The organism is Pseudomonas putida (genome assembly GCF_030159595.1).
GTDB lineage: Bacteria > Pseudomonadota > Gammaproteobacteria > Pseudomonadales > Pseudomonadaceae > Aquipseudomonas > Aquipseudomonas putida_AC.
Genome location: NZ_BSKJ01000003.1, coordinates 253383 through 277056, shown reverse-complemented (window position 1 = coordinate 277056; position 23674 = coordinate 253383). Strand labels below are relative to the sequence as shown.

At 61.8% G+C, this 23674-nt stretch carries 24 protein-coding genes; 15 read left to right on the top strand and 9 right to left on the bottom strand.

Going from position 1 to position 23674, the window contains the following annotated elements; translation table 11 throughout:
- The 3 genes from QQL85_RS08535 to QQL85_RS08525 are packed head-to-tail and all read left to right on the top strand — an operon-like array spanning window position 1 to window position 3833.
- Window positions 1-306, top strand: a complete 306-nt coding sequence (locus QQL85_RS08535; protein WP_238211221.1) for a sarcosine oxidase subunit delta — start codon at window positions 1-3, stop codon at window positions 304-306.
- Complete coding sequence (locus tag QQL85_RS08530; protein ID WP_284355800.1) at window positions 303-3206, top strand: 2Fe-2S iron-sulfur cluster-binding protein; 2904 nt, start codon at window positions 303-305, stop codon at window positions 3204-3206. Before QQL85_RS08535 ends, QQL85_RS08530 begins: the two co-directional genes overlap by 4 nt.
- A 3-nt stretch (window positions 3207-3209) precedes the next feature.
- Entirely contained in the window at window positions 3210-3833 is a 624-nt protein-coding gene (locus tag QQL85_RS08525) for a sarcosine oxidase (protein ID WP_284355801.1), read from the top strand.
- On the opposite strand, the gene QQL85_RS08520 is transcribed toward QQL85_RS08525, so the two are convergent.
- Window positions 3830-4714 carry a LysR family transcriptional regulator gene (locus QQL85_RS08520; protein WP_284355802.1) on the bottom strand — a complete coding sequence of 295 codons (885 nt, stop codon included), beginning with the start codon at window positions 4712-4714 and terminating at the stop codon, window positions 3830-3832. The genes QQL85_RS08525 and QQL85_RS08520 overlap by 4 nt on opposite strands.
- 146 nt (window positions 4715-4860) lie before the next feature.
- Between QQL85_RS08520 and QQL85_RS08515 the strand changes: the two genes are divergently transcribed.
- Complete coding sequence (locus tag QQL85_RS08515; protein WP_284355803.1) at window positions 4861-5880, top strand: alpha/beta hydrolase; 1020 nt, start codon at window positions 4861-4863, stop codon at window positions 5878-5880.
- Window positions 5881-5920: 40 nt separating this feature from the next.
- Here QQL85_RS08515 and QQL85_RS08510 read toward each other — a convergent pair whose 3' ends face one another.
- The 3 genes from QQL85_RS08510 to QQL85_RS08500 form a co-directional block, all read right to left on the bottom strand.
- Complete coding sequence (locus tag QQL85_RS08510) at window positions 5921-6313, bottom strand: hypothetical protein (RefSeq protein ID WP_284355804.1); 393 nt, start codon at window positions 6311-6313, stop codon at window positions 5921-5923.
- Window positions 6314-6448: 135 nt separating this feature from the next.
- Window positions 6449-6835: a hypothetical protein gene (locus tag QQL85_RS08505; RefSeq protein WP_284355805.1), complete on the bottom strand. Its 387-nt coding sequence runs from the start codon at window positions 6833-6835 to the stop codon at window positions 6449-6451.
- Window positions 6822-7886: a polymorphic toxin type 44 domain-containing protein gene (locus QQL85_RS08500; protein ID WP_284355806.1), complete on the bottom strand. Its 1065-nt coding sequence runs from the start codon at window positions 7884-7886 to the stop codon at window positions 6822-6824. Before QQL85_RS08500 ends, QQL85_RS08505 begins: the two co-directional genes overlap by 14 nt.
- Between QQL85_RS08500 and QQL85_RS08495 the strand changes: the two genes are divergently transcribed.
- Entirely contained in the window at window positions 7885-8127 is a 243-nt protein-coding gene (locus tag QQL85_RS08495) for a hypothetical protein (protein ID WP_284355807.1), read from the top strand. The genes QQL85_RS08500 and QQL85_RS08495 overlap by 2 nt on opposite strands.
- The gene (locus QQL85_RS08490) at window positions 8111-8833 is read left to right on the top strand and encodes a pirin family protein (protein WP_284355808.1); all 723 of its coding nucleotides are present in this window, start codon (window positions 8111-8113) and stop codon (window positions 8831-8833) included. The genes QQL85_RS08495 and QQL85_RS08490 overlap by 17 nt, the downstream gene beginning before the upstream one ends.
- A gap of 127 nt (window positions 8834-8960) precedes the next feature.
- On the opposite strand, the gene QQL85_RS08485 is transcribed toward QQL85_RS08490, so the two are convergent.
- Window positions 8961-9254 (bottom strand): DUF1330 domain-containing protein, encoded by a 294-nt coding sequence (locus QQL85_RS08485; protein ID WP_284355809.1) that lies wholly within the window; start codon window positions 9252-9254, stop codon window positions 8961-8963.
- Window positions 9255-9332: 78 nt separating this feature from the next.
- On the opposite strand from QQL85_RS08485, the gene ribBA reads away from it, so the two are divergent.
- The 7 genes from ribBA (at window position 9333) to QQL85_RS08450 (ending at window position 17268) form a co-directional block, all read left to right on the top strand.
- Window positions 9333-10454, top strand: a complete 1122-nt coding sequence (gene ribBA, locus QQL85_RS08480; protein WP_284355810.1) for a bifunctional 3,4-dihydroxy-2-butanone-4-phosphate synthase/GTP cyclohydrolase II — start codon at window positions 9333-9335, stop codon at window positions 10452-10454.
- Window positions 10455-10717: 263 nt separating this feature from the next.
- The gene (locus tag QQL85_RS08475; RefSeq protein WP_284355811.1) at window positions 10718-11743 is read left to right on the top strand and encodes an ABC transporter substrate-binding protein; all 1026 of its coding nucleotides are present in this window, start codon (window positions 10718-10720) and stop codon (window positions 11741-11743) included.
- The gene (locus tag QQL85_RS08470) at window positions 11740-12657 is read left to right on the top strand and encodes an ABC transporter permease (RefSeq protein ID WP_060479151.1); all 918 of its coding nucleotides are present in this window, start codon (window positions 11740-11742) and stop codon (window positions 12655-12657) included. Before QQL85_RS08475 ends, QQL85_RS08470 begins: the two co-directional genes overlap by 4 nt.
- A gap of 6 nt (window positions 12658-12663) precedes the next feature.
- Window positions 12664-13473: an ABC transporter permease gene (locus tag QQL85_RS08465; protein WP_010954645.1), complete on the top strand. Its 810-nt coding sequence runs from the start codon at window positions 12664-12666 to the stop codon at window positions 13471-13473.
- Between the two features lie 19 nt (window positions 13474-13492).
- Window positions 13493-14641, top strand: coding sequence for an ABC transporter ATP-binding protein (locus QQL85_RS08460; RefSeq protein ID WP_284355812.1), 1149 nt, complete (start codon window positions 13493-13495; stop codon window positions 14639-14641).
- Between the two features lie 98 nt (window positions 14642-14739).
- On the top strand, window positions 14740-16047 hold the full coding sequence (locus QQL85_RS08455; RefSeq protein ID WP_284355813.1) for a substrate-binding domain-containing protein: 1308 nt from the start codon (window positions 14740-14742) through the stop codon (window positions 16045-16047).
- 171 nt (window positions 16048-16218) lie between these two features.
- The gene (locus tag QQL85_RS08450) at window positions 16219-17268 is read left to right on the top strand and encodes a TerC family protein (protein ID WP_284355814.1); all 1050 of its coding nucleotides are present in this window, start codon (window positions 16219-16221) and stop codon (window positions 17266-17268) included.
- Window positions 17269-17275: 7 nt separating this feature from the next.
- On the opposite strand, the gene QQL85_RS08445 is transcribed toward QQL85_RS08450, so the two are convergent.
- The 3 genes from QQL85_RS08445 to QQL85_RS08435 all read right to left on the bottom strand — a co-directional run bounded on the left by QQL85_RS08445 (window position 17276) and on the right by QQL85_RS08435 (window position 20455).
- Complete coding sequence (locus QQL85_RS08445; protein ID WP_284355815.1) at window positions 17276-17665, bottom strand: hypothetical protein; 390 nt, start codon at window positions 17663-17665, stop codon at window positions 17276-17278.
- Window positions 17658-19058, bottom strand: a complete 1401-nt coding sequence (locus QQL85_RS08440) for a PAAR domain-containing protein (RefSeq protein WP_284368765.1) — start codon at window positions 19056-19058, stop codon at window positions 17658-17660. Before QQL85_RS08440 ends, QQL85_RS08445 begins: the two co-directional genes overlap by 8 nt.
- Before the next feature lie 167 nt (window positions 19059-19225).
- The gene (locus QQL85_RS08435; protein WP_284356008.1) at window positions 19226-20455 is read right to left on the bottom strand and encodes an acyl-CoA dehydrogenase; all 1230 of its coding nucleotides are present in this window, start codon (window positions 20453-20455) and stop codon (window positions 19226-19228) included.
- 140 nt (window positions 20456-20595) lie between these two features.
- On the opposite strand from QQL85_RS08435, the gene QQL85_RS08430 reads away from it, so the two are divergent.
- Together QQL85_RS08430 and QQL85_RS08425 are read left to right on the top strand one after the other, a co-directional pair.
- Window positions 20596-21522, top strand: a complete 927-nt coding sequence (locus QQL85_RS08430) for a LysR family transcriptional regulator (protein WP_284356007.1) — start codon at window positions 20596-20598, stop codon at window positions 21520-21522.
- A gap of 195 nt (window positions 21523-21717) precedes the next feature.
- The gene (locus QQL85_RS08425; protein WP_284356006.1) at window positions 21718-22872 is read left to right on the top strand and encodes a cysteine desulfurase family protein; all 1155 of its coding nucleotides are present in this window, start codon (window positions 21718-21720) and stop codon (window positions 22870-22872) included.
- A 60-nt stretch (window positions 22873-22932) separates the two neighbouring features.
- Here the strand turns inward: QQL85_RS08425 and nfsB are convergent, their stop codons facing one another.
- Window positions 22933-23586, bottom strand: coding sequence for an oxygen-insensitive NAD(P)H nitroreductase (nfsB, locus tag QQL85_RS08420; RefSeq protein WP_284356005.1), 654 nt, complete (start codon window positions 23584-23586; stop codon window positions 22933-22935).
- Window positions 23587-23674: the final 88 nt, after the last annotated feature.

The following is a 23674-nucleotide window of genomic DNA, read 5'->3' as shown; positions in this document are numbered from 1 at the left end:
ATGAAGATCCTGACCTGCCCCTTGAATGGCCCGCGCAACATCAGCGAGTTCACCTACGGCGGCGAATTCAAGCACATGCCCGACCCGGCCGCCTGCAGCGATGCCGAGTGGGCCGACTATGTGTTCAACAGCGACAACCTGGCCGGGGTGGTGACCGAGTGGTGGCTGCACAACGCTTCCAGCTACTGGTTCCTGGCTGAGCGTCACACGGTAAGCGACCAGGTGCTGCGCACCTTCGACCCGAAAGCACTGTTCGACCGCCGCGTCGACTTCACCCCCGCCGCCACCCCGGAGATCGCCGGATGAACAGCCACACTCGCCTCCCCGCGCCCATGGGCCTGCTGATCGACCGCGAGCAGCCCGTGCGCTTCCAGTTCGACGGCCAGGCATGCCTGGGTTTTGCCGGTGACACCATTGCCAGCGCCCTGCTCGGCAACGGCCGCTGGTTGCTGTCGCGTTCGTTCAAATACCATCGCCCACGCGGCCCGCTGAGCATGGCCGGGCAGGATGCCAACACCCTGGTGCAGTTGCCTGAAGAGCCCAACGTGCTGGCCGACCTGGAGCCCGTCCGCGACGGCCAGGTGGTCGAGGGGCAGAACTTCAACGGCAGCCTGGAGCATGACCGCGACGCCTACCTGGGCAAGTTCTCGCGCTTCATGCCGGTGGGCTTCTACTACCGCTCGTTCTACAAGCCCAAGGGCATGTGGAAAGTGTGGGAGCCGCTGATTCGCAAGAAGGCCGGCCTGGGCGTGCTCGACCTGGGATTCAAGCCGCAGTACTACGACAAAGCCTATCTGTTTGTTGATGTGGCAGTCATCGGCGGCGGCCCCGCCGGCCTGCGCGCCGCGCTGGACGCGGCCAATGCCGGGGCCAAGGTGCTGCTGATCGAACAACAGCCGGTGCTGGGCGGCTCGCTCACCTACGCCCGCTTCGACATCGCCGGCACCCGTGCCGCCAGCCTGCGTCAGGAACTGCTGGCCGCCATCGAGGGCCACCCGAATATCCAGGTGCTGCTGGAGGCCACCTGCAATGGCTGGTTCACCGACAACTACCTGCCGGTGATCCAGCACAAACGCCTGTACAAGGTGCGCGCCAGCCGCTGCCTGGTGGCGGCCGGTTCGTTCGACCAGCCGGTGGTGTTCCGCAACAACGACCTACCGGGGGTGATGCTGACCAGCGCAGCCCAGCGGCTGATGAAGCTGTACGCGGTCAAACCAGGGCAGCGCGCGGTGATCCTCACCGGCCACGACGACGGCTACCTCGCCGCCCTGGACCTGCAAGAGCAAGGCGTGGCCGTGGCCGCCGTGGTCGACATGCGCGCGGCGCCGGCCGATGCCGCGCTGGCCGCTGAACTGAAGCGCCGCGATATCCCCGTGCACCTGGGCAGCACCGTGTATGAAGCGCAGCACGAAGCGGGCATGCGCCACGTCAGCGGCGTGGACATTCGCCCGATCACCGGCCAGGGCAAGGTCGGCCCGCACGGGCTGCGCCTGGCTTGCGACCTGCTGTGCATGTCGGCGGGCTACATGCCGGTGTACCAGTTGCTGTGCCAGGCCGGAGGTAAACTGGCCTATGACGTCAACCGTGATGAGTTCGCCATCAGCAACCTGCCGGCCGGGCTGGATGTCGTAGGCTCCGCGAACGGCCGTCACGCACTGGCCAACGTGCTGGCCGATGCCACACGCGGGGCCGCTGAAGCGGTGGCCGCGCTAGGTCTGCAAACGCCAGCGCAATCGGTGCTCAGCGCCGAAGCCAAGGTCAATTTCCCCTGGCCGATCTTCCCCCACCCCAAGGGCAAGGATTTCGTCGACTTCGACGAAGACTTGCAAGTGCGCGATATCGTCAACGCCACCCGCAGCGGCTACCAAGACGTGCAGCTGGTCAAGCGCTTCTCCACCGTCGGCATGGGCCCGTCCCAGGGCCGCCACTCGGCGCTGCCCACTGCACGCCTGGTGGCCGATGCCACCCGTCGCAGCATCAGCGAAACCGGGGTGACCACCGCCCGGCCACCGTTCCAGGCCGAAAAGCTGGCACACGTCGCAGGGCGCGCCTTCGACCCCTACCGGCAAACACCGATGCATCGTCGTCACCTGCAAGCTGGCGCGAAGATGATGCCCGCGGGTATCTGGCAACGCCCGGCCTACTACGGCAAACCCGAAGACCGCGAGCGTTGCATGCAGGAAGAAGCTCGCCATGTGCGCGAGAAGGTCGGCCTGATCGACGTTTCCACCCTGGGTGGCCTGGACGTACGCGGTCCGGACGCCGCCGAACTGCTGGAGCGCCTGTACACCTTTGGCTTTGCCAAGCTGCCCATCGGCCGCACCCGATACGCGCTGATGACCAACGAGCACGGCGTGGTGATCGACGATGGCGTCTGCGCGCGCCTGGGCGAGCAACACTTCTATGTCACCGCCACCACCAGCGGCGTCGACCGCATCTACCAGCAGATGCTGAAGTGGAACGCGCAGTGGCGCCTGGACGTGGACATCACCAACGTCACCGCCGCCCTGGCTGCCGTTAACCTGGCCGGGCCGCTGTCACGCCAGGTGCTGGCCAAAGTGTGTGACGATGTCGAGTTGTCGGCCGAGGCCTTCCCGTACCTGGGCGTGCGCCTGGGCAAGGTGGCCGGTATCCCCGCGCGCATCCTGCGGGTCGGTTTCGTCGGTGAGTTGGGCTATGAAGTGCATGTGCCGGCGCGCCATGCCGAACACCTGTGGGACGCCCTGATGCAGGCTGGTGCGGGCCTGGGCATTCGCCCCTTCGGCGTCGAGACGCAACGCCTGCTGCGCCTGGAAAAAGGCCATGTGATCATCAGCCAGGACACCGACGGCATGACCCACCCGGCAGAGATCGACATGCAGTGGGCCATCGGCCGCAAGAAGCCGTTCTTCGTCGGCAAGCGCTCCATCGAAATCCTTGAAGCGCAGCCGCTCAAGCGCAAGCTGGTCGGTTTCACCCTGCCCAAGGGCAGCCCTCAGCCGCTGGAGGGACACCTGGTGCTGGACGGGCCAGACATCAGCGGCAACGTCACTTCCTGCGAGTACTCGCAAACCCTCGGGCAGATCATCGGCCTGGCCTATGCCGGCGCCCATCAGGCCACCCCGGGTATGCACATCCCGATCCGCGTGGAGGGCGGTGCGATGGTGCACGCCAAGGTAGTGCAGCTGCCGTTCCACGACCCCGACAACCTGCGCCAGGAGCTCTGAACCATGACCAGTTTGCAAGCCAACGTGTTTGTCCCTCGCCGCCCGCGGGCCGAGCTGTTGCCTACCTGTGCATTGACCGACCTGACCGATGTGGCGCGGGTCGGGTTTCGCGGCGGCGACAGTGCTGCCTATCTGCTGCAACGTGGCTACCACTTGCCGCAGCAGCCGAACCAGGCCGTGCGCCAGGACGACGGCGGCTGGGTAGCGCGGTTGTCGCAGACCGAGTACCTGCTGCTGGGCAGCCTGGCTGACAAAGGCGCGCAAGTGGCTGCCATAGAGGCCGAGTGGGTGCAGGATGGCCAGCGCAACTACCTGCTGCCGCGTCAGGACAGCCATGCCTGGCTGCAGCTGTCAGGGGCACATGGCAGTGCGGTGATGGCCAAGTTGTGCGGCGTTGATCTGCGTTTACAGGCATTTCCTATCGGCGCCGTGGCGCAGACCTCGGCGGCGCGGCTCAATGTGATCGTGGTGAATGTGGGGACTGAAGAGCGGCCGGGGTTGCAGCTGTTGTTTGATCGGGCGTCGTTGGCGTATTTCCGTGAGGCAGTACTGGATGCGATGGATGAATTCGAGGGTGGGCTGATCGAGTTGGACGCGTTGCTGGGTGAAGTGCTGGCGCAAGCCTAAAGCTGCACCAACCGTTCACGCAGGAAGTCGACAAACCCCTGCACCGGCCGCGCCACCTGCCGGTGCTGCGGGTACACCGCCGACAGCTGCAATGACGGAGGCGTCCACGTTTCAAGCACACTGAGCAGCCGCCCGTCCGCCAACGCCTGCCCAACGATGAAGGTCGGCAGATAGGTAACCCCCATCCCGGCGATGGCTGCATCACGGAGCAACTCGCCGTTGTTCGCACGCATCCGCCCGGCCACCTGAATCGCCTGCGCCTTGCCGCCCTGGCGAAACTGCCACTGCACCTGACGCGAATGCCCATAAGGCAGGCAGTCATGGCCGGCCAGTTCATCCGGTGCTGTCGGCACGCCTCGCGCTTGCAAGTAATCCGGGCTCGCACAGTAGACCCGCTCGACACTGGCAATACGCCGTGCAATCAGGCTGGAATCCTCCAGCGCGCCAATGCGCAGTGCCAGGTCGTAACCCTCGCCGATCAGGTCTACGGCCCGGTCACTAAGGTCCACCTCCACATCCACTTGCGGGTGCAATTGCAGGAACTCTGTCAGCAGGCAACCCAGATGCGCCATGGCAAATGACAGTGGCGCGCTCAGGCGCAAGGTGCCGCGCAAGGCCTGGGCCTGGCCGCTGATGTCGTGCTCCACCTGCTGCACTTCACCCAGCAAACGCAGCGCCGACTGGTAGTAGTGCTGGCCTAGCGGCGTGGCGTCCAGGCGCCGGGTGGAGCGGTTGAGCAGGCGCACACCCAGGCGCTCTTCGAGCTGCATCAGGCGCCGGCTGACCGATTGCTTGGACATGCCCAGGCGGTCAGCGGCAGCGGTGAAACTGCCGGCCTCCATGACCTGGGCAAAAATGCGCATGTCTTCGTAAGGGTTCATTGTCTCGCTCATAGTGACAGTCAAACGCTTTATAGCGGCTTTTTCCCGCGAGTGCATCTGCCTAATCTACGCACAAGTCGCAGCGATGGCCCACCAGGCCAGGCAAGACGCCTACTACCAACACTTACATAGAAAAGGATTCGCTCATGAACATTGTCCACAAAGCCCTTACCGCGTCCCTTCTGACCCTGTCCGTTTCCAGCGCCTTTGCTGCGGGCAGCCCAGGTGTCGAACAACATACCCAGGCCTTCCTCGAAGCCCTGGAAAAAGGCGGCGGCAAGCCACTGGAGCAACTCAGCCCGAAAGACGCCCGTGCGGTGCTGACTGGCGCACAGGCTTCGGTCAAGGTCGACCTCTCCGGTATCGAGGTGAAGGCACGCACCATCCAGGCCAACGGCGAATCGATCAAGCTGCAGGTGGTGCGCCCGGCCAACGTCAAGGGTGACCTGCCGGTGTTCATGTTCTTCCACGGTGGCGGTTGGGTGCTGGGCGACTTCCCAACCCACCAGCGGCTGATCCACGACCTGGTGGTCGGCTCCGGTGCGGTGGCGGTTTATGTGGACTACACCCCATCACCAGAAGCGCACTACCCAACGGCGATCAACCAGGCGTATGCCGCAACCCGCTGGGTAGCCGAGCATGGCAAGGAAATCGGTGTGGACGGCAAGCGCTTGGCTGTAGCCGGCAACAGCGTCGGCGGCAACATGGCAGCGGTGGTTGCACTCAAGGCCAAAGAGGCCGGTACCCCTGCCCTGCGCTTCCAGTTGCTGCTGTGGCCGGTGACCGATGCCAGCTTCGAGACTGTGTCATACAAACAGTTTGCCGAAGGGCACTTCCTGACCACGCGGATGATGAAGTGGTTCTGGGACAACTACACCACCGATGCCAAAGCGCGGGAACAGATCTATACCTCGCCGCTGCGGGCCAGCAGTGAACAGTTGAAAGGGTTGCCGCCAGCGCTGGTGCAGACGGCCGAATTCGATGTGCTGCGGGATGAGGGTGAGGCGTATGCCCGCAAGTTGAATGCGGCCGGCGTGACAGTGACCTCGGTGCGGTACAACGGGATGATTCATGACTATGGGCTGTTGAACCCTTTGAGCCAGGTGCCAGCGGTGAAGGCAGCGATGAGGCAGGCGGGCACCGAACTTAAAGTGCATTTGCAGTGAGTCGATAATCAAAAGACCCGCCTAGGCGGGTCTTTTGCTTCTATTTCGGAAATGGCCCGCAGGCTTCAATGAATCTGCCATCGGTGCGGCTATCTATGGCACCGTCTGCCCCGATATAGATATCGATACTTGGCCATCTGGGTTTGACACGGATGCAGTGCGATTTCCCACGGTTGTTCCAATCAAGCTGCATGAAAAATTGGTCGTTCGGGAAAATGTGGCCAGCGCCGCCGGTGGCTTCACCCGGGTAGATCTCGCCTTTTGATATGTCGTGCTGGACATTCAAGATGTAGCCGAGGCGCCCTTGGCCTTTGTCAGAAAAATGAAAACTCACCTGAGGTGTGGCGAAATACCAAAAAATGATAGGCGAAAGCAATATCACCACTACCCAGCGCCAGATATGCCGTTTCGGCTTATTCGCAGGCGTGATCAACTATGGCACCTCCCCAGCTTGAGCGTGGCAATGCTGACACTCCGGCCATGAGCATCTTTACCGTGATCCCACCATTTGGGTGCAGCTTGTGCAGAGTCGATGACTAAAAGACCCGTCCAGGCGGGTCTTTTGCTTCTATTGCGGAAATGGCCCACAGGCTTCAATGAATCTGCCATCAGTGCGGCTATCTATGCCACCGTCCGCCCCGATGTAGATATCGATCCTGGGCCACTTGGGTTTGGCCCGAATGCAGTGCCACTTTCCACGGTTGCTCCAATCGAGCTGCATGAAAAATTGGTCGTTCGGGAAGATATGCCCACCGCCGCCTGTGGTTTCGCCTGGGTAGATTTCACCTTTTGATATGTCGTGCTGAACATTCAAGATATAGCCAAGGCGACCCTGGCCTTTGTCAGAAAAATGAAAACTTACACGGGGTGTAGCGACATACCAAAAGACGATTGGGGCGAGCATTATCGCGACCACCCAGCGCCAAAAATGCCGTTTCGGTTTAGTTGCAGACATGATCACGTACGCTGCCTCCCCAACTTGAAAGTGGCAATGCTAATACCTCATCCATGAGCACCTTTACCGTAATCCCACCGTTTGATTGCTGCTTATACTGTTTGATGCCAATACTGATAGAGACACGATCGCCTATATCATCCCAAGCCCGCATCCCGTCGATGTCTGCGTAGCGACGAGGTCCATCTTGCTCATCCCAATCTTGAACCTTCCGAATGGTGTCTGATGCAACCTGCTCAAGCCCGGCACCATCCAGAAGAACACTTTCTGAAAGGCCCCCCGCCCGTCCCACATAGCCATAGTGTATGTTCGACCAGATGTCGTAGAAGTAGTCGACTTCACCTTGCTTATACCAAACCCTGCCGAACCGTTGTGCAATCGCCACCTTGTGATCACATGGCCTGTTCTGACCAACCCTCTCTGTCCAAAGCGCCATCGCGGCAGCAGTGTTGCCAATCATCATTGCTTGAAAGTCAGGCGGTAAAAGACGTGCATACCAAGGCAGCTTTTGAAATTTTGCATGTTCCTCTGTCGCGTCAAAGCTGGTTAGCTTCCGCCTTTTCAGCACGGATGGGTGTGTGATGTTGCGATTCATTTCTCCAGCGATGTAGCTGGCAACCTGCTCCATCATGTCAGGATGTTTGCAGATTACAGGCTGCGGTTTTGCTTCTGATAGCGAAGCTTTCAAGGGGGAAGTGGAGCCGGCTTGGCCTGATGTTGCCGCCTGGCTTGTCTGCTGTGCCGCCGAGGGGCTTGCCGCCAAACCACGTCCCCCCATGGCCACGACACGGTTACTGCCCTCTGGACAGCCACACTTGACCAGCGCCCCATCTACCACAGCTGGTTTTCCTTCGATGTTGAAGAAATGAAGCCCTTCAACGATTACACCGGGCTTCTTGCATCCCGGGCACTCTGTCGTGGCGTCCCCTAGGCGCAGGGCACGCTGGTTGTTCCCCCGATAGTGGGTACTGCTGGCTATGCAGACCGCCCCAGTGGTAGTGAGGTCACCATCGAGTGCCTGTCCTTTGCCATGTATCGATATGCGTGTCATGAGCAACTCCCTGTATGGAAATACCGACGCTATCACCGGTAAACGGACAGAGACCGAGCGGCTGAAAATTCAGAATTGCCCTACAAAAGCTTGGATCAACTGTCACTTAAAACAAGACAGTCATTCCATGCTAACGGTATTTTTCAAACATTCAGGTGACAGTAAAGTTATCTCCATCGACCGCACGGCAGCCCTCACGGCCCCGGCATTCAAGGAGAATCACCATGCTCACCGTCCGTAACGCCCAAGACCGCGGCCTGGCCTTCCATGGCTGGTTGAAATCCTTCCATACCTTCTCGTTCGGCCATTACCGCAACCCGGACGAGCAAGGATTCTCTGACTTGCTGGTGATCAACGACGACCGCGTCATCCCCGGCAAGGGCTTTGGTGAACACCCGCACCGCGACATGGAGATTTTCTCCTATGTGCTGGAAGGCGCGCTGGAGCACAAGGACACGCTAGGCACCGGTTCGGTGATCCGGCCGGGCGATGTGCAACTGATGAGCGCCGGGCACGGCGTGGCGCACAGCGAGTTCAACCACAGCCAGGCGCAGCCGGTGCACTTTTTGCAAATCTGGATCGTGCCGAACGTGCAAGGCGCTACGCCGCGTTACCAGCAACAGCATTTCAGTGCCGAGGAAAAGCGCGGCAAGCTGCGCCTGATCATCTCGCCGGATGGCGCCGAAGGGTCGTTGCAGGTGCGGCAGAATGCGCGGGTGTATGCGGGCCTGTTCGACGGTGACGAGCGCGCCAGCCTGACCTTGCCGGAAAACCGCCATGCCTATGTGCATGTGGCCCGGGGCAGCATCGAGCTCAATGGACGGGTGCTGAATGAAGGGGACGGGGTGCGGGTAAGGCAGGAACAGATGCTGGAACTGGGCAATGGGGTGGATGCCGAGGTGCTGGTGTTTGACCTGCGGCCACATGAATTGCCAGGTATGCCTTGAGTTTCTGCTTTGACAATGATGGCCCTATCGCCGGCAAGCCAGCTACCACAGGTACTGCACAGGTTCTGAAATCTGTGCAGTACCTGTGGTAGCTGGCTTGCCGGCGATGGGGCCATCGGCAACTACCTCAAGGTTCGAACCCTTCGACGATGATCACTTCAGCCTTCGCGACACCCTGGCGATGGCTGCACGCCTCCTGGTACAGCGCGGACCGGTAGCACGCCACCGCCTGCGCGTACGAGTCGAACTCGATCACCACGCTACGCTGAGGGGTAGGCCGCCCTTCCATTGCTTCGCTGCGCCCGCCACGGGCCAGGAAGCGACCGCCGAACGCCTTGAAGGCAGCCGGGGCGCGCTGGGTGTACTGCTGGTATTGCTCGGGGTCGGTCACGTCCACATGGGCGATCCAATAGGCCTTCATGCGCTGCTCTCCTGTTACGGCGATATTTGTGTATGATGGTATACCATAATAATCACCCCGCCACAGTGAGCGTGCAACATGGCTTTCAACACCATCGAAGAACTTCTCGAGGACTACCGGCAAGGCAAGATGGTCCTGCTGGTGGATGACGAGGACCGGGAAAACGAAGGCGACCTGCTGATCGCCGCCGAGCGTTGCGACGCCCAGGCCATCAACTTCATGGCCCGCGAAGCGCGTGGCCTGATCTGCCTGACACTGACCGACGAACACTGCCAGCGCCTGGGCCTGGAGCAGATGGTACCGGCCAACGGCAGCGTGTTCAGTACTGCCTTCACCGTGTCTATCGAAGCGGCCACCGGCGTCACCACTGGTATTTCCGCCGCCGACCGGGCGCGTACCGTAGCCGCCGCCATGGCCCCCAACGCCCGCCCCGCAGACCTGGTGCAACCCGGCCACATTTTCCCCCTGCGCGCCCGTGAAGGCGGCGTGCTGACCCGCGCCGGCCACACCGAAGCCGGCTGCGACCTGGCCCGCCTGGCCGGCTTCAGCCCGGCCTCGGTGATTGTCGAAGTGCTCAACGACGACGGCACCATGGCCCGCCGCCCGGACCTTGAAGTATTCGCCGCCCGGCATGGCATCAAGATCGGCACCATCGCCGACCTGATCCATTACCGCCTGAGCACCGAGCAGACCATCAAGCGCATCGGCGAACGCGAACTGCCTACCGTGCACGGTACCTTCCGCCTGGTCACCTATGAAGACCGCATCGAAGGCGGCGTGCACATGGCCATGGTCATGGGTGACATCCGCCGCGAGCAGCCAACCCTGGTGCGGGTGCATGTGATCGACCCGCTGCGCGACCTGGTGGGTGCCGAATACGCCGGCCCGGCCAACTGGACGTTGTGGGCGGCCTTGCAGAAGGTGGCCGAGGAAGGTGCTGGTGTCGTGGTGATCCTGGCCAACCACGAATCCTCCCAGGCCTTGCTGGAGCGCGTACCGCAGTTGACGCAGCCGCTACGGCCTTATCAGCGTGGGCAATCGAAGGTGTATTCCGAAGTCGGCACCGGGGCGCAGATTCTGCAGGACCTGGGCGTGGGCAAGCTGCGTCACCTGGGGCCTCCACTGAAGTATGCAGGGCTGGCGGGGTACGAGCTGGAAGTGGTGCAGAGCATTCCCTTTGAGCCCGGAATAATCGGCTGAAAACACATAAGCATTTGATTTGGCGGGGCCCTGTGGGGCCCCGCCGCGTTTCTGAAAGGACAGAGTGATGGCCGGTCGCCTCATGCCTCTTGCCAAAAGTTTGGAATACCATAATATGATATCCCGTAGACCTTGAATCTGCAGGCCGGCACCTACAATTACAAACGGCCACCCAGACACTTTGTTTTAGCTGCTCCCCGAACACTGTTGGCGGGCGCACCACAAGCCCCGCCTCGAATAACAAAAGCAACGAGGGCGTAACCATGCTGTTGAGCAAACGTGTAACCGCAGTGCTGTCCGCCAGCCTGCTGACCCTGGCCTGTCAGGCCGCCCAGGCCGCTGACAGCCTGAATTTCGTCAGTTGGGGCGGTACCACCCAGGACGCCCAGAAAGAAGCATGGGCAGTCCCCTTCACCAAAGCCACCGACATCAAAGTCGTGCAGGACGGCCCCACCGACTACGGCAAGCTCAAGGCCATGGTCGAGAGCGGCAACGTGCAATGGGATGTGGTCGATGTGGAAGCCGATTTTGCCCTGCGCGCCGCCAGCGAGGGCCTGCTGGAGCCCCTCGATTTCAGCCAGATCAAACGCGACAAGATCGACCCGCGCTTTGTCTCCGACCATGGCGTCGGCTCGTTCTTCTTCTCCTTCGTGCTGGGCTACAACGAAGGCAAGCTCGGTGCCAACAAGCCGGTGGACTGGACCGCACTGTTCGACACCAAGACCTACCCCGGCAAACGCGCCCTGTACAAATGGCCAAGCCCTGGCGTGCTGGAGCTGGCCCTGCTGGCCGACGGCGTAGCGCCAGACAAGCTGTACCCGCTGGACCTGGACCGCGCCTTCAAGAAACTCGACACCATCAAGAAAGACATCGTCTGGTGGGGCGGTGGCGCCCAGTCGCAGCAGCTCCTGGCCTCGGGTGAAGCCTCGCTCGGCCAGTTCTGGAACGGCCGTGTGTATGCCCTGCAACAAGACGGCGCCCCTGTCGGCGTGAGCTGGAAGCAGAACCTGGTCATGGCCGACTTCCTGGTCATCCCCAAAGGCGCCAAGAACAAGGATGCGGCGATGAAGTTCCTGGCCAACGCCAGCAGCGCCGAAGGCCAGGCCGAGTTCGCCAACAAGACCGCCTACGCCCCTGTAAACGTCGACAGCGTGGCCAAGCTGGACAAAGACCTTGCGCCCAACCTGCCGACTGCCTACGCCCAAGACCAGGTCACCCTCGACTTCGCCTACTGGGCCAAGAACGGCCAGGCCATCGCGGCTCGCTGGAATGAGTGGTTGGTCAAATGAAAGTCGCCATCAACGCCCTGCATAACGCGCAAGGTGCCCCCACGGGCACCGGCGCCCCGGGTACGGCACCCCGCCGCGCCAGCCTGAGCCAGCGCTGGAAGGGCAGCCGCAACCTGCTGCCGGCCCTGTTGTTCCTTGGCCTGTTCTTCTTCGCCCCGCTGGTCGGCCTGTTGCTGCGCGGGGTGCTGGAGCCAACGCCGGGGCTGGGCAACTACGAGCAGCTGTTCGCCAACTCGGCCTACGCACGGGTGCTGTTCAACACCTTCTCGGTGGCCGGCGTGGTTACCCTGATCAGCGTGTTGCTGGGCTTCCCGCTGGCCTGGGCGATCACCCTGGTGCCCAAGGGCTGGGGCCGCTGGCTGCTGAACATCGTGCTGCTGTCGATGTGGACCAGCCTGCTGGCGCGCACCTATTCGTGGCTGGTGTTGCTGCAAAGCTCGGGGGTGATCAACAAGGCGTTGATGGCCATGGGTATCATCGATACCCCGCTGGAAATGGTGCATAACCTCACCGGCGTGGTGATCGGCATGAGCTACATCATGATCCCGTTCATCGTGCTGCCGCTGCAGGCGACCATGCACGCCATCGATCCGATGGTGCTGCAGGCCGGCTCCATCTGCGGCGCCAGCCCGTGGACCAACTTCTGGAAGGTGTTCCTGCCGCTGTGCCGCTCGGGGCTGTTCTCCGGGGCGCTGATGGTGTTCGTGATGTCGCTCGGTTACTACGTCACCCCGGCACTGCTGGGCGGTGCGCAGAACATGATGCTGCCCGAATTCATCATCCAGCAGGTGCAGTCGTTCCTCAACTGGGGCCTGGCCAGCGCCGCCGCCGCACTGCTGGTGGTGATCACCCTGGTGCTCTTCTACCTGTACCTGAAGCTGCAGCCGGAATCCCCGGTTGGCAATGCGAGGTAAACTGCCATGCTCCTGTCTCCCAATGCCATGGGCCGCCCGCTGCGCACGGGCCTGTACCTGACCACCGGGGTCATTGCGGCCTTCCTGCTGCTGCCGGTGGTGTTCATCGTGTTGCTGTCCTTCGGCTCATCCCAGTGGCTGGTATTCCCGCCGCCGGGCTGGACCTTCAAATGGTACGGCCAGTTCTTCTCCAACCCGGAGTGGATGGACGCCGCACTGGCCAGCCTCAAGGTGGCCGTGCTGACCACCATTGCCGCCGTGCTGCTGGGCCTGCCCAGCGCATTCGCCCTGGTGCGGGGCCGTTTCCCGGGTCGCGAGCTGCTGTACGGGTTGTTCACCATGCCGATGATCGTGCCACTGGTGATCATTGCCGTGGCGGTGTATGCGCTGTTCCTCAAGCTCGGCTACACCGGCACGCTGTTTGCCTTCGTGGTCAGCCATGTGATCGTCGCCCTGCCCTTCACCATCATCTCGATCATCAACTCGCTGAAGCTGTTCGACCAGTCGATCGAGGATGCTGCGGTGATCTGCGGTGCTTCGCGCCTGCAAGCCATCTTCAAGGTCACCTTCCCGGCCATTCGCCCGGGGATGATCGCCGGCGGCCTGTTCGCTTTCCTGGTGTCGTGGGATGAGGTGGTGCTGAGCGTGATGATGGCCAGCCCCGACCTGCAGACACTGCCAGTGAAAATGTGGACCACCCTGCGCCAGGACCTCAGCCCGGTCATCGCCGTCGCCTCGACCCTGCTGATCGGCCTGTCGCTGCTTGTCATGTTCATTGCCGCCGCCTTGCGCCGGCGCACCGAAACAAACGCCTGAGCGCGCGGAGAAAACAACAATGAGTGCAGTGATCAAAGACAACGCGCCAGGCAAGACCCTGGTCAGCCTGCGCGGCCTGAACAAGCACTACGGCGACTTCACCGCCGTGGACAACCTCGACCTGGAAATCCAGGACGGCGAGTTCCTGACCTTCCTCGGCTCCAGCGGCTCGGGCAAGTCCACCACCCTGTCGATGCTGGCCGGCTTCGAGACGCCGAGCAGCGGCGAGATCCTGGTCGATGGCCAGTCGCTGGTGAACGTGCCGCCGCACAAGCGTGATATCGGCATGGTGTTCCAGCGCTACTCGCTGTTCCCGCACCTGAACGTACGCGACAACATCGCCTTCCCGCTGGCCATTCGCAAGCTCAACGCGGCCGAAACCGCCAAGCGCGTCGACGCCATGCTCAAGCTGGTGCAACTGGAGAAGTTCGCCCACCGCAAGCCCTCGCAGATGTCCGGCGGGCAGCAGCAACGCGTGGCGATTGCCCGGGCGCTGGTATACGAACCACGTATCCTGCTGATGGACGAACCGCTTGGCGCGCTGGACAAGAAACTGCGCGAAGACCTGCAGGATGAGCTGCGCCAACTGCATCGCCGGCTGGGCATTACCATCGTCTACGTCACCCACGATCAAGAAGAAGCCATGCGCCTGTCCCAGCGCATCGCCATTTTCAGCCACGGCAAGATCGTCGGCCTGGGCACCGGTTACGACCTGTACCAGAACCCGCCGAATGCCTTTGTCGCCTCGTTCCTCGGCAACTCGAACTTCCTGCGCATCAAGGCCAGCAGCAACGGCGCGGGCAGCTTCGAGGGACAGCCGGTGGCCATCCGCTTGACCCCGGGACTGGCAGCTTCGCAGGATGCGCTGATCATGGTACGCCCGGAAAAGGCCCTGGCTTTGACCGCCGAACAGGCTGCGCGCGAGCCGCTGCCGGCGGGCTGGAACGAGGTCAGTGCCAAGGTTGGCGAAGTGCTGTTTCTGGGCGAGAGCCAGACCTGCCATGTGGTGACTGCGGGTGGCACGGAGTTGACAGTAAAAGCGTTGTCGGCTGCCGGCTTGCCAATGCAGCCGGGCGATACCGTGAAGGTGCGCTGGGCGGTGGCTGATGCGTGCATCTATACCGAATGGGCAGAGAGCGACCTGAGCAAATCTGCCGGGGCGCACTGAGACCGCCGGGGCCGCTTTGCGGCCCCTACGCACTGTCACATGATCATCACGCCACTGTCGTAATCTGCCGGCCAACTCTATGCCATAGGCCACCCGGCATGCCCCGCCTGCTCGTCTTGCTGCTCACCCTGCTACCGCTGGCGACACTGGCAGAGCCCCTGCACCTGCGCGTGCAAGGCTCCAACACGATTGGCGCGGCCTTGCTGCCGGCGCTGGTGCAGGGGCAATTGCGCGCGCAGCAAGCCACCGTTATCGAACAACACCCCGGCAACGTCGCCAACGAGACCGTGATCACCGCCCGCGACGCACACGGGCAGCCGGTGCGCATCGACATCGCCGCCCACGGTTCCAGCACCGGCTTCGTCGCCCTCGGACGTGGCGATGCCGACCTGGCAGCTGCCTCGCGTCCGATCAACGACAGCGAATTACGCCAGTTGCAGGCGGTGGGCGACCTGCGCGCCGCCGATGCCGAACAAGTCATCGGCCTGGACGGCGTGGCGGTCATCGTCCACCCCAACAACCCATTGCCACAACTCACCCTCCGGCAACTGGCGCACATTTTCTCGGGCAAGGTCCAGCGCTGGGAGCAACTGGGCGTCTCCGGCGGGGCCATCCACCTGTACGCCCGTGACGACCGCTCCGGCACCTTTGAAACGTTCAAGGCGCTCGTGCTGGAACCCCGGCATGATGAACTGTCGGCCAAGGCACGGCGCTTCGAGTCCAGTGACGAACTGGCTTCGCGTGTGGCCTCCGACCGCCAGGCCATCGGCTTCAGTAGCCTGGCCGCCGTTCATGGGGCCAAGGTGCTGGCGGTGGCCGAGGGCGACGCGCCGGCCATGCTGCCAGCGCGTGCGCGAGTAGCGAGCGAGGACTACCCGTTGTCGCGGCGCCTGTACTTCTACCTGCCGACCAACCCCAAGCCCCAGGCCAGAGCCCTGGCCGATTTCGCCCAAAGCCCGGCAGGCCAGGCGATCGTCGCCCAACAGGGTTTCGTGTCGCAGCAGATCAAGGCCCAGCCTGTACCGCCCCAGGCGGACATGCCGCCACGCTATCGCACCCTGACCCAGCAAGCGCAACGGCTAAGCGTGAACTTCCGTTTCCAGGAAGGCAGCGCCAGCCTCGATAACAAAGCCCTGCGCGATGTGCAACGGGTGGCCGAGTACCTGCGCCAGGCCGGCAAGCTGCAGAGCAAAGCGGTACTGGTCGGGTTCGGTGACCCCAAGGAAACGCCAGGCCGGGCCGCCCTGCTCTCCCGACTGCGCGCCCAGGCGGTGCGTCGCGAGCTGGCGCGCGAGGGCGTGGAGGTGCTTGAAGTGACGGGGATGGGCGATGAACTGCCAGTGGCCGGGAATGAGCTGGAACAAGGGCGCTTGCGTAATCGCCGGGTCGAGGTGTGGGTGTACTGACTTGAAGCCTGAGGAACGGCCTTGGCAAAGAAATGTAACAGCTCCTCATTCGGCATCCGTGGTAAACGGGTCTAGGCTCAAGCCCATGTGATACCGGGCCCCTCTGACGGCTGCCAAGCCGCCATGTCGGATCACTGTTGCCAAGCAACGTCGACATTCAAGGAGGGGCTCATGACAGCTCTGCACGCATTCCTCACCACCCCCGTTCTCGGAACCAGCGCCTGGTTATGGCTGGCGTTCGTGGCGATCGTCATCGGTTTGCTGGTACTCGACCTGGGTGTGCTGCACCGCCACGACCGGGAAATCGAAATGCGCGAAAGCCTGCTGCTGTATTCGGGCTATTTCAGCGTCGGTGTACTGTTCGGCGCCGGGGTCTGGTATCAATTGGGCTCACAGTCAGCGCTGGAGTTCTACACCGGTTTCCTGGTCGAGCAGTCGCTGTCGATGGACAACGTGTTCGTGATGGCGATGATCTTCAGCTACTTCGCCATCCCCCGCCGCTACCAGCACCGCGTGCTGTTCTGGGGCATCCTTGGGGTGGTGTTCCTGCGGGCGATCATGATCGGCGTGGGCGCGGCGCTGGTGCAGAACTTTGCCTGGGTGCTGTACCTCTTCGGCGCCTTCCTGCTGTTCACCGGGGTGAAGATGGCGCTGTCGAGAGAAGACAGCCACCCGGACCTGGCCAACAACCCGATCATCAAGTTCGTGCGCCGGCACATGCGGGTCACCGACCAGATTCACGGCTCGCACTTCTTCATACGCCAAACCCCGCCCGGGCACAGCAAGGCCCTGCGTTATGCCACCCCGTTGTTTCTGGCGCTGGTGCTGATCGAACTGGCCGATCTGGTGTTCGCCGTCGACAGCGTGCCGGCCATCTTCGCCATCACCCAGGACCCGTTCATCGTTTACACCTCGAACATCTTCGCCATTCTTGGGTTGCGCTCGCTGTACTTTGCGCTGTCGGCGTTGATGCACCGGTTTGTTTACCTGAAGTACGCGCTGGCGCTGGTGCTGATCTTTATTGGCTGCAAGATTTTCTACCACGGCATGGTGGGCAAGGTGCCGGCGTTGCTGTCGCTGGGGGTGACGTTCGGGCTGTTGCTGGGTGGGGTGGTGGTTTCGTTGGTAAAGACAAGGGGGCAGAAGGCGGCTGTAGAGTCCACCCAGCAAGGAAATGTTTCGAATGTGCAAAAGGATGAAGACCCGCAATTGCGGGCCTGACCCAGTATTACTTTTTAATTATAAAGTAACCCATCAACGACCAAAGCAACGCGATGAAAATGAGCCATAGCGCGATAGCCATTTTTCGCTTCAAGTACGGCGGGAAATGCTTAAGTTCCTCTTCATCCAACCAACCCATATGCAGATGTAGCCTAGGAAACGTGACCAAAGCGCTCACCGCACTCATCAGCAGACAGCGAGACCTCAGGCTTCCTCCACTCCAAACGGGTTTCATCTGCTCCAGATAGGGGTTGCTTGTGATAGCTGACAAGGCGACTTGAAAATCACGGGACATTGCAATTCGCACATTTATAGCAAGACCTGAAAAACCAGTGAGAAACGGGACAATCAGAAAGGCTAGTTTAAGCAGCGGCGACCAACTGTCGAAGTTAATCATCTATCACCTCATAAAGTACCTCTCCAGCCTTTTCTCCGAATGCGCCAAGGCCAATAGAGCCTGCCGCAGAGCTGGCGCCAACGATGACAATCCCGCATACCGGAACGCCAAGCCCACCAGTACCGACCGCGAAAACACCGCATAGAGCTGTTGCAGCACCACCTCCTCCCCAAGCTCCAAGCAAGCCGCCTCCCAGACCACCGGCGAAGCTACCCGTTTCGGTAAAACGAACCTTCTTGCAAGCTCCAGACTCACCGGCCCGACACACCTCCTGCACGTTCAAGTAAGACGAAGCGCCGCCCACCCCTACTGCAGCATGTCCGCCATATTTGAGGTAATTGCTAAGCTTCGCCACCTTCTCCAGATGCGTCGCATACCCCGGAATCTGCCCCGGCCCACCCGCTTTCGACCAATGATGCACCAGGCTCTTGGTCGAGATATTCAAACTCTTCCTCAAGCGCTCATAATTCCCAAGGTTCAGCTGCTTGTTCAGAAATGCTGTTTTCAGCTGTCCATCCAGTTGCTGCAGAAGCCGCCGTCGTTCGGCGAAGAAGCCTGGGCTGTTCAGATGGCCGTGGCGCATGAACTCCCGCTGGTGGAGTTGCTCGATACGCGTCAATGTATGACTGACCTGTTTCAAACCTTGATCCAGCATGTCCTTACCCACGCCCATGGACAAGCTTGCATCGCTGAGCAAGCCGGCGATCTCGGCCTGGTGCTCCATCATGAAGTCCGCTTCGGCGTAGTCGAGCACCTCCAGCGCACGCCGCGCATGCTGCGCCGCTGCCATCAGTTCTCCCTCCTCGCGCGTGCAGGCATTACCGTTGTCAGGATCACCGATGACGAAGATTTCCCCTGCTTTGAAGCCTTGTGTAAACGTCGGGTTGAGCCGCTGCAACCGGGAGATCGGCAATGTGGCGTCGTGCTCAGCCAACTGCAGCAGCACCTGTGAGAACGACATGCGTCGAGGAACAACGTAGAAGCCCGGCTCCAGCGTACCGGGCAGTGCACCTATTACAGGTTGGGAGAAACGCTCCGGGTAGACGGCGGTTGCCGGTTCGGCAAAGTGAGCATTGGCAAGCCCTGCTAGGGGCTGCATGGGTGGCGGTGCTTGATACAGCGGTGCGACCACTCGATTGCTGCCCGGCGAACAACCACAGACAACCAGCGCACCGTCCATGGCCACCCGCTGGCCATCGGAAATGAAGTGATCCACACCTTCGGCGACCATTCCCACCTGCCCACAAAGAGGGCATGGCGTGGTCTGGTCGCCTTCACGGAGCACCATTCGGCCCTCGTCGAGATAGCCGGCCCCCGTCGCGATACAGATAGCTCCCGTTGTGGTCACATCGCCATCTACCGCCTGACCTTTTCCCTCTAGACTGACGCGCATCCTCAAGCTCCCTGTGGGTGGATAGGGTTAGAAACCTAACACCCACGGGGCGGCCTCAAGCGCTTGGCACAGAGAATCAGAAGCGTCCTACAAGTTACCCGAGCTTTACTTAAAATACCTGTTCACGAACACGCCCACGAACAGGTATGTAGCAAGTGACGAGGGAATCACCGCCCACTGCGCAACATCTCCACGGGCACATACTTGCCAATTTCATATTTGCCAATCGCCGCCCGGTGCACTTCATCCGGCCCGTCAGCCAAGCGCAGGGTGCGCTGCATGGCATACATGTAGGCCAGCGGGAAATCGCCGCTCACCCCTGCCCCGCCATGTATCTGGATCGCCCGGTCGATCACCTTCAACGCCACGTTCGGCGCCACCACCTTGATCTGCGCGATCTCGCTGCGGGCCACCTTGTTGCCGACGGTGTCCATCATGTACGCCGCTTTCAACGTCAGCAGCCGGGCCATGTCGATCTCCATGCGCGAGTCGGCAATCTTGTCGACGTTGCCGCCCAGCCGTGCCAGTGGCCGGCCAAAGGCAGTCCGCTCGACTGAGCGCTTGCACATCAGCTCCAGCGCACGCTCGGCCATGCCTACCGAGCGCATGCAGTGGTGGATGCGCCCTGGGCCCAAGCGGCCCTGTGCAATTTCGAAGCCTCGGCCTTCGCCAAGGATCACGTTTTCATACGGCACCCGCACATTCTCGAACAGAACTTCGGCATGGCCATGAGGGGCATCGTCATAGCCGAACACCGGCAGCGGGCGGACGATCTTCACACCGGGCGTATCGGTGGGCACCAACACCATCGAGTGTTGCTGGTGGCGCGGCCCTTCTGGGTCGGACAGGCCCATGAAGATCATCACCTTGCAACGCGGGTCGCAGGCGCCGGAGGTCCACCACTTACGGCCGTTGATCACCCATTCGTCACCGTCACACACAGCCGTGGCGGCCATGTTGGTGGCGTCCGAGGAGGCCACGTCCGGCTCGGTCATGGCGAATGCCGAGCGGATCTCGCCAGACAGCAACGGCTCCAGCCACTGGCGTTTCTGTGCTTCGCTGCCATAGCGCACCAGCACTTCCATATTGCCGGTGTCCGGCGCCGAGCAGTTGAACGGCTCCGGGCCAAGCAACGAGCGGCCCATGATTTCCGCCAGCGGGGCGTATTCCAGGTTGTTCAGACCGGCGCCGTATTCCGATTCAGGCAAGAACAGGTTCCATAGCCCTTCGGCACGGGCCTTGACCTTGAGCTCCTCCATGATTGCGGTGGGTTGCCAGCGGTCGCCCTCGACGACCTGGCGCTCGAACACCGCTTCAGCGGGGTAGACATAGGCATCCATGAACGCGGTGACGCGTTCGCGCAGTGCCTGGACCTTGGGCGAATAGGCGAAATCCATCGGGGCTACCTTCACGGTTCGGAGTACATGGGCCAGAGCCTAGAGCAGCACATGCCCATCCACCTAGTCTATTTTCGGCGTGTATAAACATTCATAACCGATATATGATCGGCTGATAATTCCAACAAAGAGCGGCGCCCATGAACCTTAGCAAGGTCGACCTCAATCTGTTCATCGTGTTCGACGCGATCTACACAGAAGCCAACCTGACCCGCGCCGGGCAGATCGTCGGCATTACCCAGCCAGCGGTGTCCAACGCCCTGTCGCGGTTGCGCGAAACCTTCAACGACCCGCTGTTCGTGCGCACCGCGCAGGGCATGGTACCCACGCCCATGGCACAGAACATCATCGGCCCGGTGCGCAACGCCTTGGCACTGCTGCGTACCTCGGTGCAGGAAAGCCGCATCTTCAACCCGCAACAGGCCAACAAGACCTTCCGCATCAGCATGACCGACCTGACCGAGGCGGTGATCCTGCCGCCGCTGTTCCAGCGCCTGCGCCGTCTGGCGCCAGCGGTGTTGATCGAAAGCTTTCTGTGCAAGCGCCGCGAGACCACCAAGGAGCTCGCCGCCGGCCGCCTGGATTTCGCCATCGACGCGCCCCTGAATACCGACCCGCAGGTGCGCCATGTCAAGCTGATGCAAGACCGCTATGTCTGCGCCCTGCGCCAGGGCCACCCGCAAGCCGACAGCAAGCTGACCCTCGACAGCTACCTGGGCATGACCCACATCCATATCTCCAGCCGCCGCAACGGGCTGGGCTATGTCGACCTGGCCCTGGGCAAGATGGGTGTACAGCGCAAGGTGGCCTTGCGTTCGCAGCATTACCTGATGGCTTCGCAGGTGTTGCAGCAGACCGACATGGCGATGACGGTTCCCGAGCGCTTCGCCCGCCGCCATCAGTTGCGTTACCAGCCACTGCCGGTGGAGGTGCCTGCGCTTGAAACGCACCTGTACTGGCATGAAAGCACCGACCAGGACCCGGCAAACCGCTGGATGCGTGAGCAGATCACAGAATTGTGCGAACGCGTGGTAGCCGAAGAAGAGAAGGCCCTGGAGCCTGCCTGAAGTCATCTGCGAGGGGCTTGCCCATCGGCCCTTGGATGGAAGAGGAAAATAATCCTACAAATAAATCGATAGAGAGAAATTTTTCTCGCGAAAATTGAAAAAAAGGCTGCGCTAGGCAAAAAATGTCTCACAGGTGGCGGGTAACCTTATCCCATCAATCGCCGACTTCACGGCAACAGACATGGACCTGCCCCAATGCCTAGCGCCCCGCTCTACTTCGATTACGCCGCCACCACCCCCGTCGACGACCGGGTTATCGAAACCATGCTTGCCTGCCTTGGCAGCCAGGCCAACTTCGGCAACCCGGCGTCCAGTGGCCATGCCTACGGCCAATCTGCCCGACAAACCGTGGAGCAAGCCCGCCAGCAAGTGGCCGAGTGCATCGGCGCGCAGGCCGACAACCTGATCTGGACCTCGGGCGCGACCGAGTCCAACAACCTGGCACTCAAAGGCATTGCCCAAGGCCTAGGCCAGCCCGGCCACCTGATTACCAGCCAGCTGGAGCACAAGGCCGTGCTCGACACCGTGGCCGAACTGGAGCGCCAGGGCTGGGCTGTTACCCGCCTGGCACCGGATGCCGCCGGCCTGATACAGCCCGCCAGCGTCCAGGCAGCGTTGCGTGCCGATACCCGCCTGGTATCGCTGATGGCGGTCAACAACGAGCTGGGCACAGTCACCGATTTTGCCGCCATTGGCGAGCGGGTGCGTGCCCACGGTGCCTTGCTGCATGTGGATGCGGCGCAGGCCGTGGGTAAGCTGACCATCGACCTGAACGCGATGGCCGTGGACCTGATGTCGTTTTCGGCGCACAAGGTTTACGGGCCAAAAGGCATTGGCGCGCTGTACGTCGGGCCACGCGCCCGAGCGCTGATGCGCGCGCAGATGCACGGCGGCGGCCACGAACAGGGCCTGCGCTCCGGCACCCTGGCGACCCACCAGATCGCGGGCATGGGTAGCGCTTTTGCCTTGGCAGGCCAGCCCGGCGACAGTGAGCACCTGCGCCTGGAGCAACTGGCAAGGCGCCTGCGCGAAGGCCTGCTGGCCTTGCCCGGCGTCAGCCTGAACGGCTGCGTCAGCCAACGCATTCCCCATACCTTGAACCTGTGCATCGACAGCAAGGGCTTCAACAGTGCGGCGCTGGCCAGCGAGCTGGCGTTGTCGACCACCTCGGCTTGCAACTCCGCCAGCAATGCCGCCTCACATGTGCTGCTGGCACTGGGGCTGGACGAACGCCAGGCACGCAACAGTGTGCGCTTGAGCATCGGGCGCTACAGCACCGAGGCCGAAGTGGACAAAGCGATCGAAGTGTTTGCCCGGATACTGACTGCAGCATCTGCAGCGTTGTGGTAAGCCGGGCCCTCGAACGGCCTGCTGCACGGCGTGACTGGGGCGCCCTGCGCCCCAGTCACCTCACAGGAAAGTGAACACCTGCGACACCGGCAAGCGCGACTTGTTCAGCCCAGCGTTGAAGTCCGTTTCAGCACGATAGCCCAGGCTGAGGATTACCACGCTGGTAAAGCCACGCTCACGCAGCCCCAGTTCGGCATCCAGGATCTTGCTGTCGAAGCCCTCGATCGGCGTGGCGTCCAGGCCATGTGCCGCAGCACCCAGCAACGCGGTCCCCAACGCCAGGTAGGTCTGCTTTTCCATCCAGTGCTGCACATCCTTCTGGTCATAGCGATGCAGGTCGACGTAGTGACGGCGGCTCTGGTTCTGCGCAGCGCGTGCTTGCTCATCGCGAAAACGGCCATCGGCAGCTTCCTGTTCGAGCACAGCATTGAGGTGTGCCTCGGTCATTTCAGTACGGGTACAGAACACAATCACATGCGAAGCATCAACGAGCTTCGGCGTGTTGTAAGCAAAACGCTCTGCGGTGCTCTTGGCCAGACGGGCCTTGCCTTCGGCACTGTCGGCGACGATGAAGTGCCAGGGCTGGGAATTGACCGAGGACGGGCTGTGGCGCAGTTGTTCGAGCAGGGCGTCGACAGTGGCCTGGGGAATGCGGCGCGAGGCATCGTAGGCTTTGGTGGTGTAGCGGCGCTTGGCCAGCGAGACGGTATCCATGCAACAACTCCGGAATGTACAGGGGATTTGCCGGGCATCTTATCTTTCCTGCCGCAAAGAAAAACCGGCACAATGCAGCAACACTTTC

Coding starts and splice junctions, on each gene's coding strand:
- QQL85_RS08505 (WP_284355805.1), bottom strand. CDS start 6,835: ATGTCTGCAACTAAACCGAAACGGCATTTTTGGCGCTGGGTGGTCGCG.
- QQL85_RS08495 (WP_284355807.1), top strand. CDS start 7,885: ATGAGCAACTCCCTGTATGGAAATACCGACGCTATCACCGGTAAACGG.
- QQL85_RS08535 (WP_238211221.1), top strand. CDS start 1: ATGAAGATCCTGACCTGCCCCTTGAATGGCCCGCGCAACATCAGCGAG.
- QQL85_RS08525 (WP_284355801.1), top strand. CDS start 3,210: ATGACCAGTTTGCAAGCCAACGTGTTTGTCCCTCGCCGCCCGCGGGCC.
- nfsB (WP_284356005.1), bottom strand. CDS start 23,586: ATGGATACCGTCTCGCTGGCCAAGCGCCGCTACACCACCAAAGCCTAC.
- QQL85_RS08500 (WP_284355806.1), bottom strand. CDS start 7,886: ATGACACGCATATCGATACATGGCAAAGGACAGGCACTCGATGGTGAC.
- QQL85_RS08450 (WP_284355814.1), top strand. CDS start 16,219: ATGACAGCTCTGCACGCATTCCTCACCACCCCCGTTCTCGGAACCAGC.
- QQL85_RS08430 (WP_284356007.1), top strand. CDS start 20,596: ATGAACCTTAGCAAGGTCGACCTCAATCTGTTCATCGTGTTCGACGCG.
- QQL85_RS08440 (WP_284368765.1), bottom strand. CDS start 19,058: ATGCGCGTCAGTCTAGAGGGAAAAGGTCAGGCGGTAGATGGCGATGTG.
- QQL85_RS08455 (WP_284355813.1), top strand. CDS start 14,740: ATGCCCCGCCTGCTCGTCTTGCTGCTCACCCTGCTACCGCTGGCGACA.
- QQL85_RS08445 (WP_284355815.1), bottom strand. CDS start 17,665: ATGATTAACTTCGACAGTTGGTCGCCGCTGCTTAAACTAGCCTTTCTG.
- QQL85_RS08460 (WP_284355812.1), top strand. CDS start 13,493: ATGAGTGCAGTGATCAAAGACAACGCGCCAGGCAAGACCCTGGTCAGC.
- ribBA (WP_284355810.1), top strand. CDS start 9,333: ATGGCTTTCAACACCATCGAAGAACTTCTCGAGGACTACCGGCAAGGC.
- QQL85_RS08490 (WP_284355808.1), top strand. CDS start 8,111: ATGCTCACCGTCCGTAACGCCCAAGACCGCGGCCTGGCCTTCCATGGC.
- QQL85_RS08425 (WP_284356006.1), top strand. CDS start 21,718: ATGCCTAGCGCCCCGCTCTACTTCGATTACGCCGCCACCACCCCCGTC.
- QQL85_RS08515 (WP_284355803.1), top strand. CDS start 4,861: ATGAACATTGTCCACAAAGCCCTTACCGCGTCCCTTCTGACCCTGTCC.
- QQL85_RS08470 (WP_060479151.1), top strand. CDS start 11,740: ATGAAAGTCGCCATCAACGCCCTGCATAACGCGCAAGGTGCCCCCACG.
- QQL85_RS08520 (WP_284355802.1), bottom strand. CDS start 4,714: ATGAACCCTTACGAAGACATGCGCATTTTTGCCCAGGTCATGGAGGCC.
- QQL85_RS08465 (WP_010954645.1), top strand. CDS start 12,664: ATGCTCCTGTCTCCCAATGCCATGGGCCGCCCGCTGCGCACGGGCCTG.
- QQL85_RS08530 (WP_284355800.1), top strand. CDS start 303: ATGAACAGCCACACTCGCCTCCCCGCGCCCATGGGCCTGCTGATCGAC.
- QQL85_RS08435 (WP_284356008.1), bottom strand. CDS start 20,455: ATGGATTTCGCCTATTCGCCCAAGGTCCAGGCACTGCGCGAACGCGTC.
- QQL85_RS08485 (WP_284355809.1), bottom strand. CDS start 9,254: ATGAAGGCCTATTGGATCGCCCATGTGGACGTGACCGACCCCGAGCAA.
- QQL85_RS08475 (WP_284355811.1), top strand. CDS start 10,718: ATGCTGTTGAGCAAACGTGTAACCGCAGTGCTGTCCGCCAGCCTGCTG.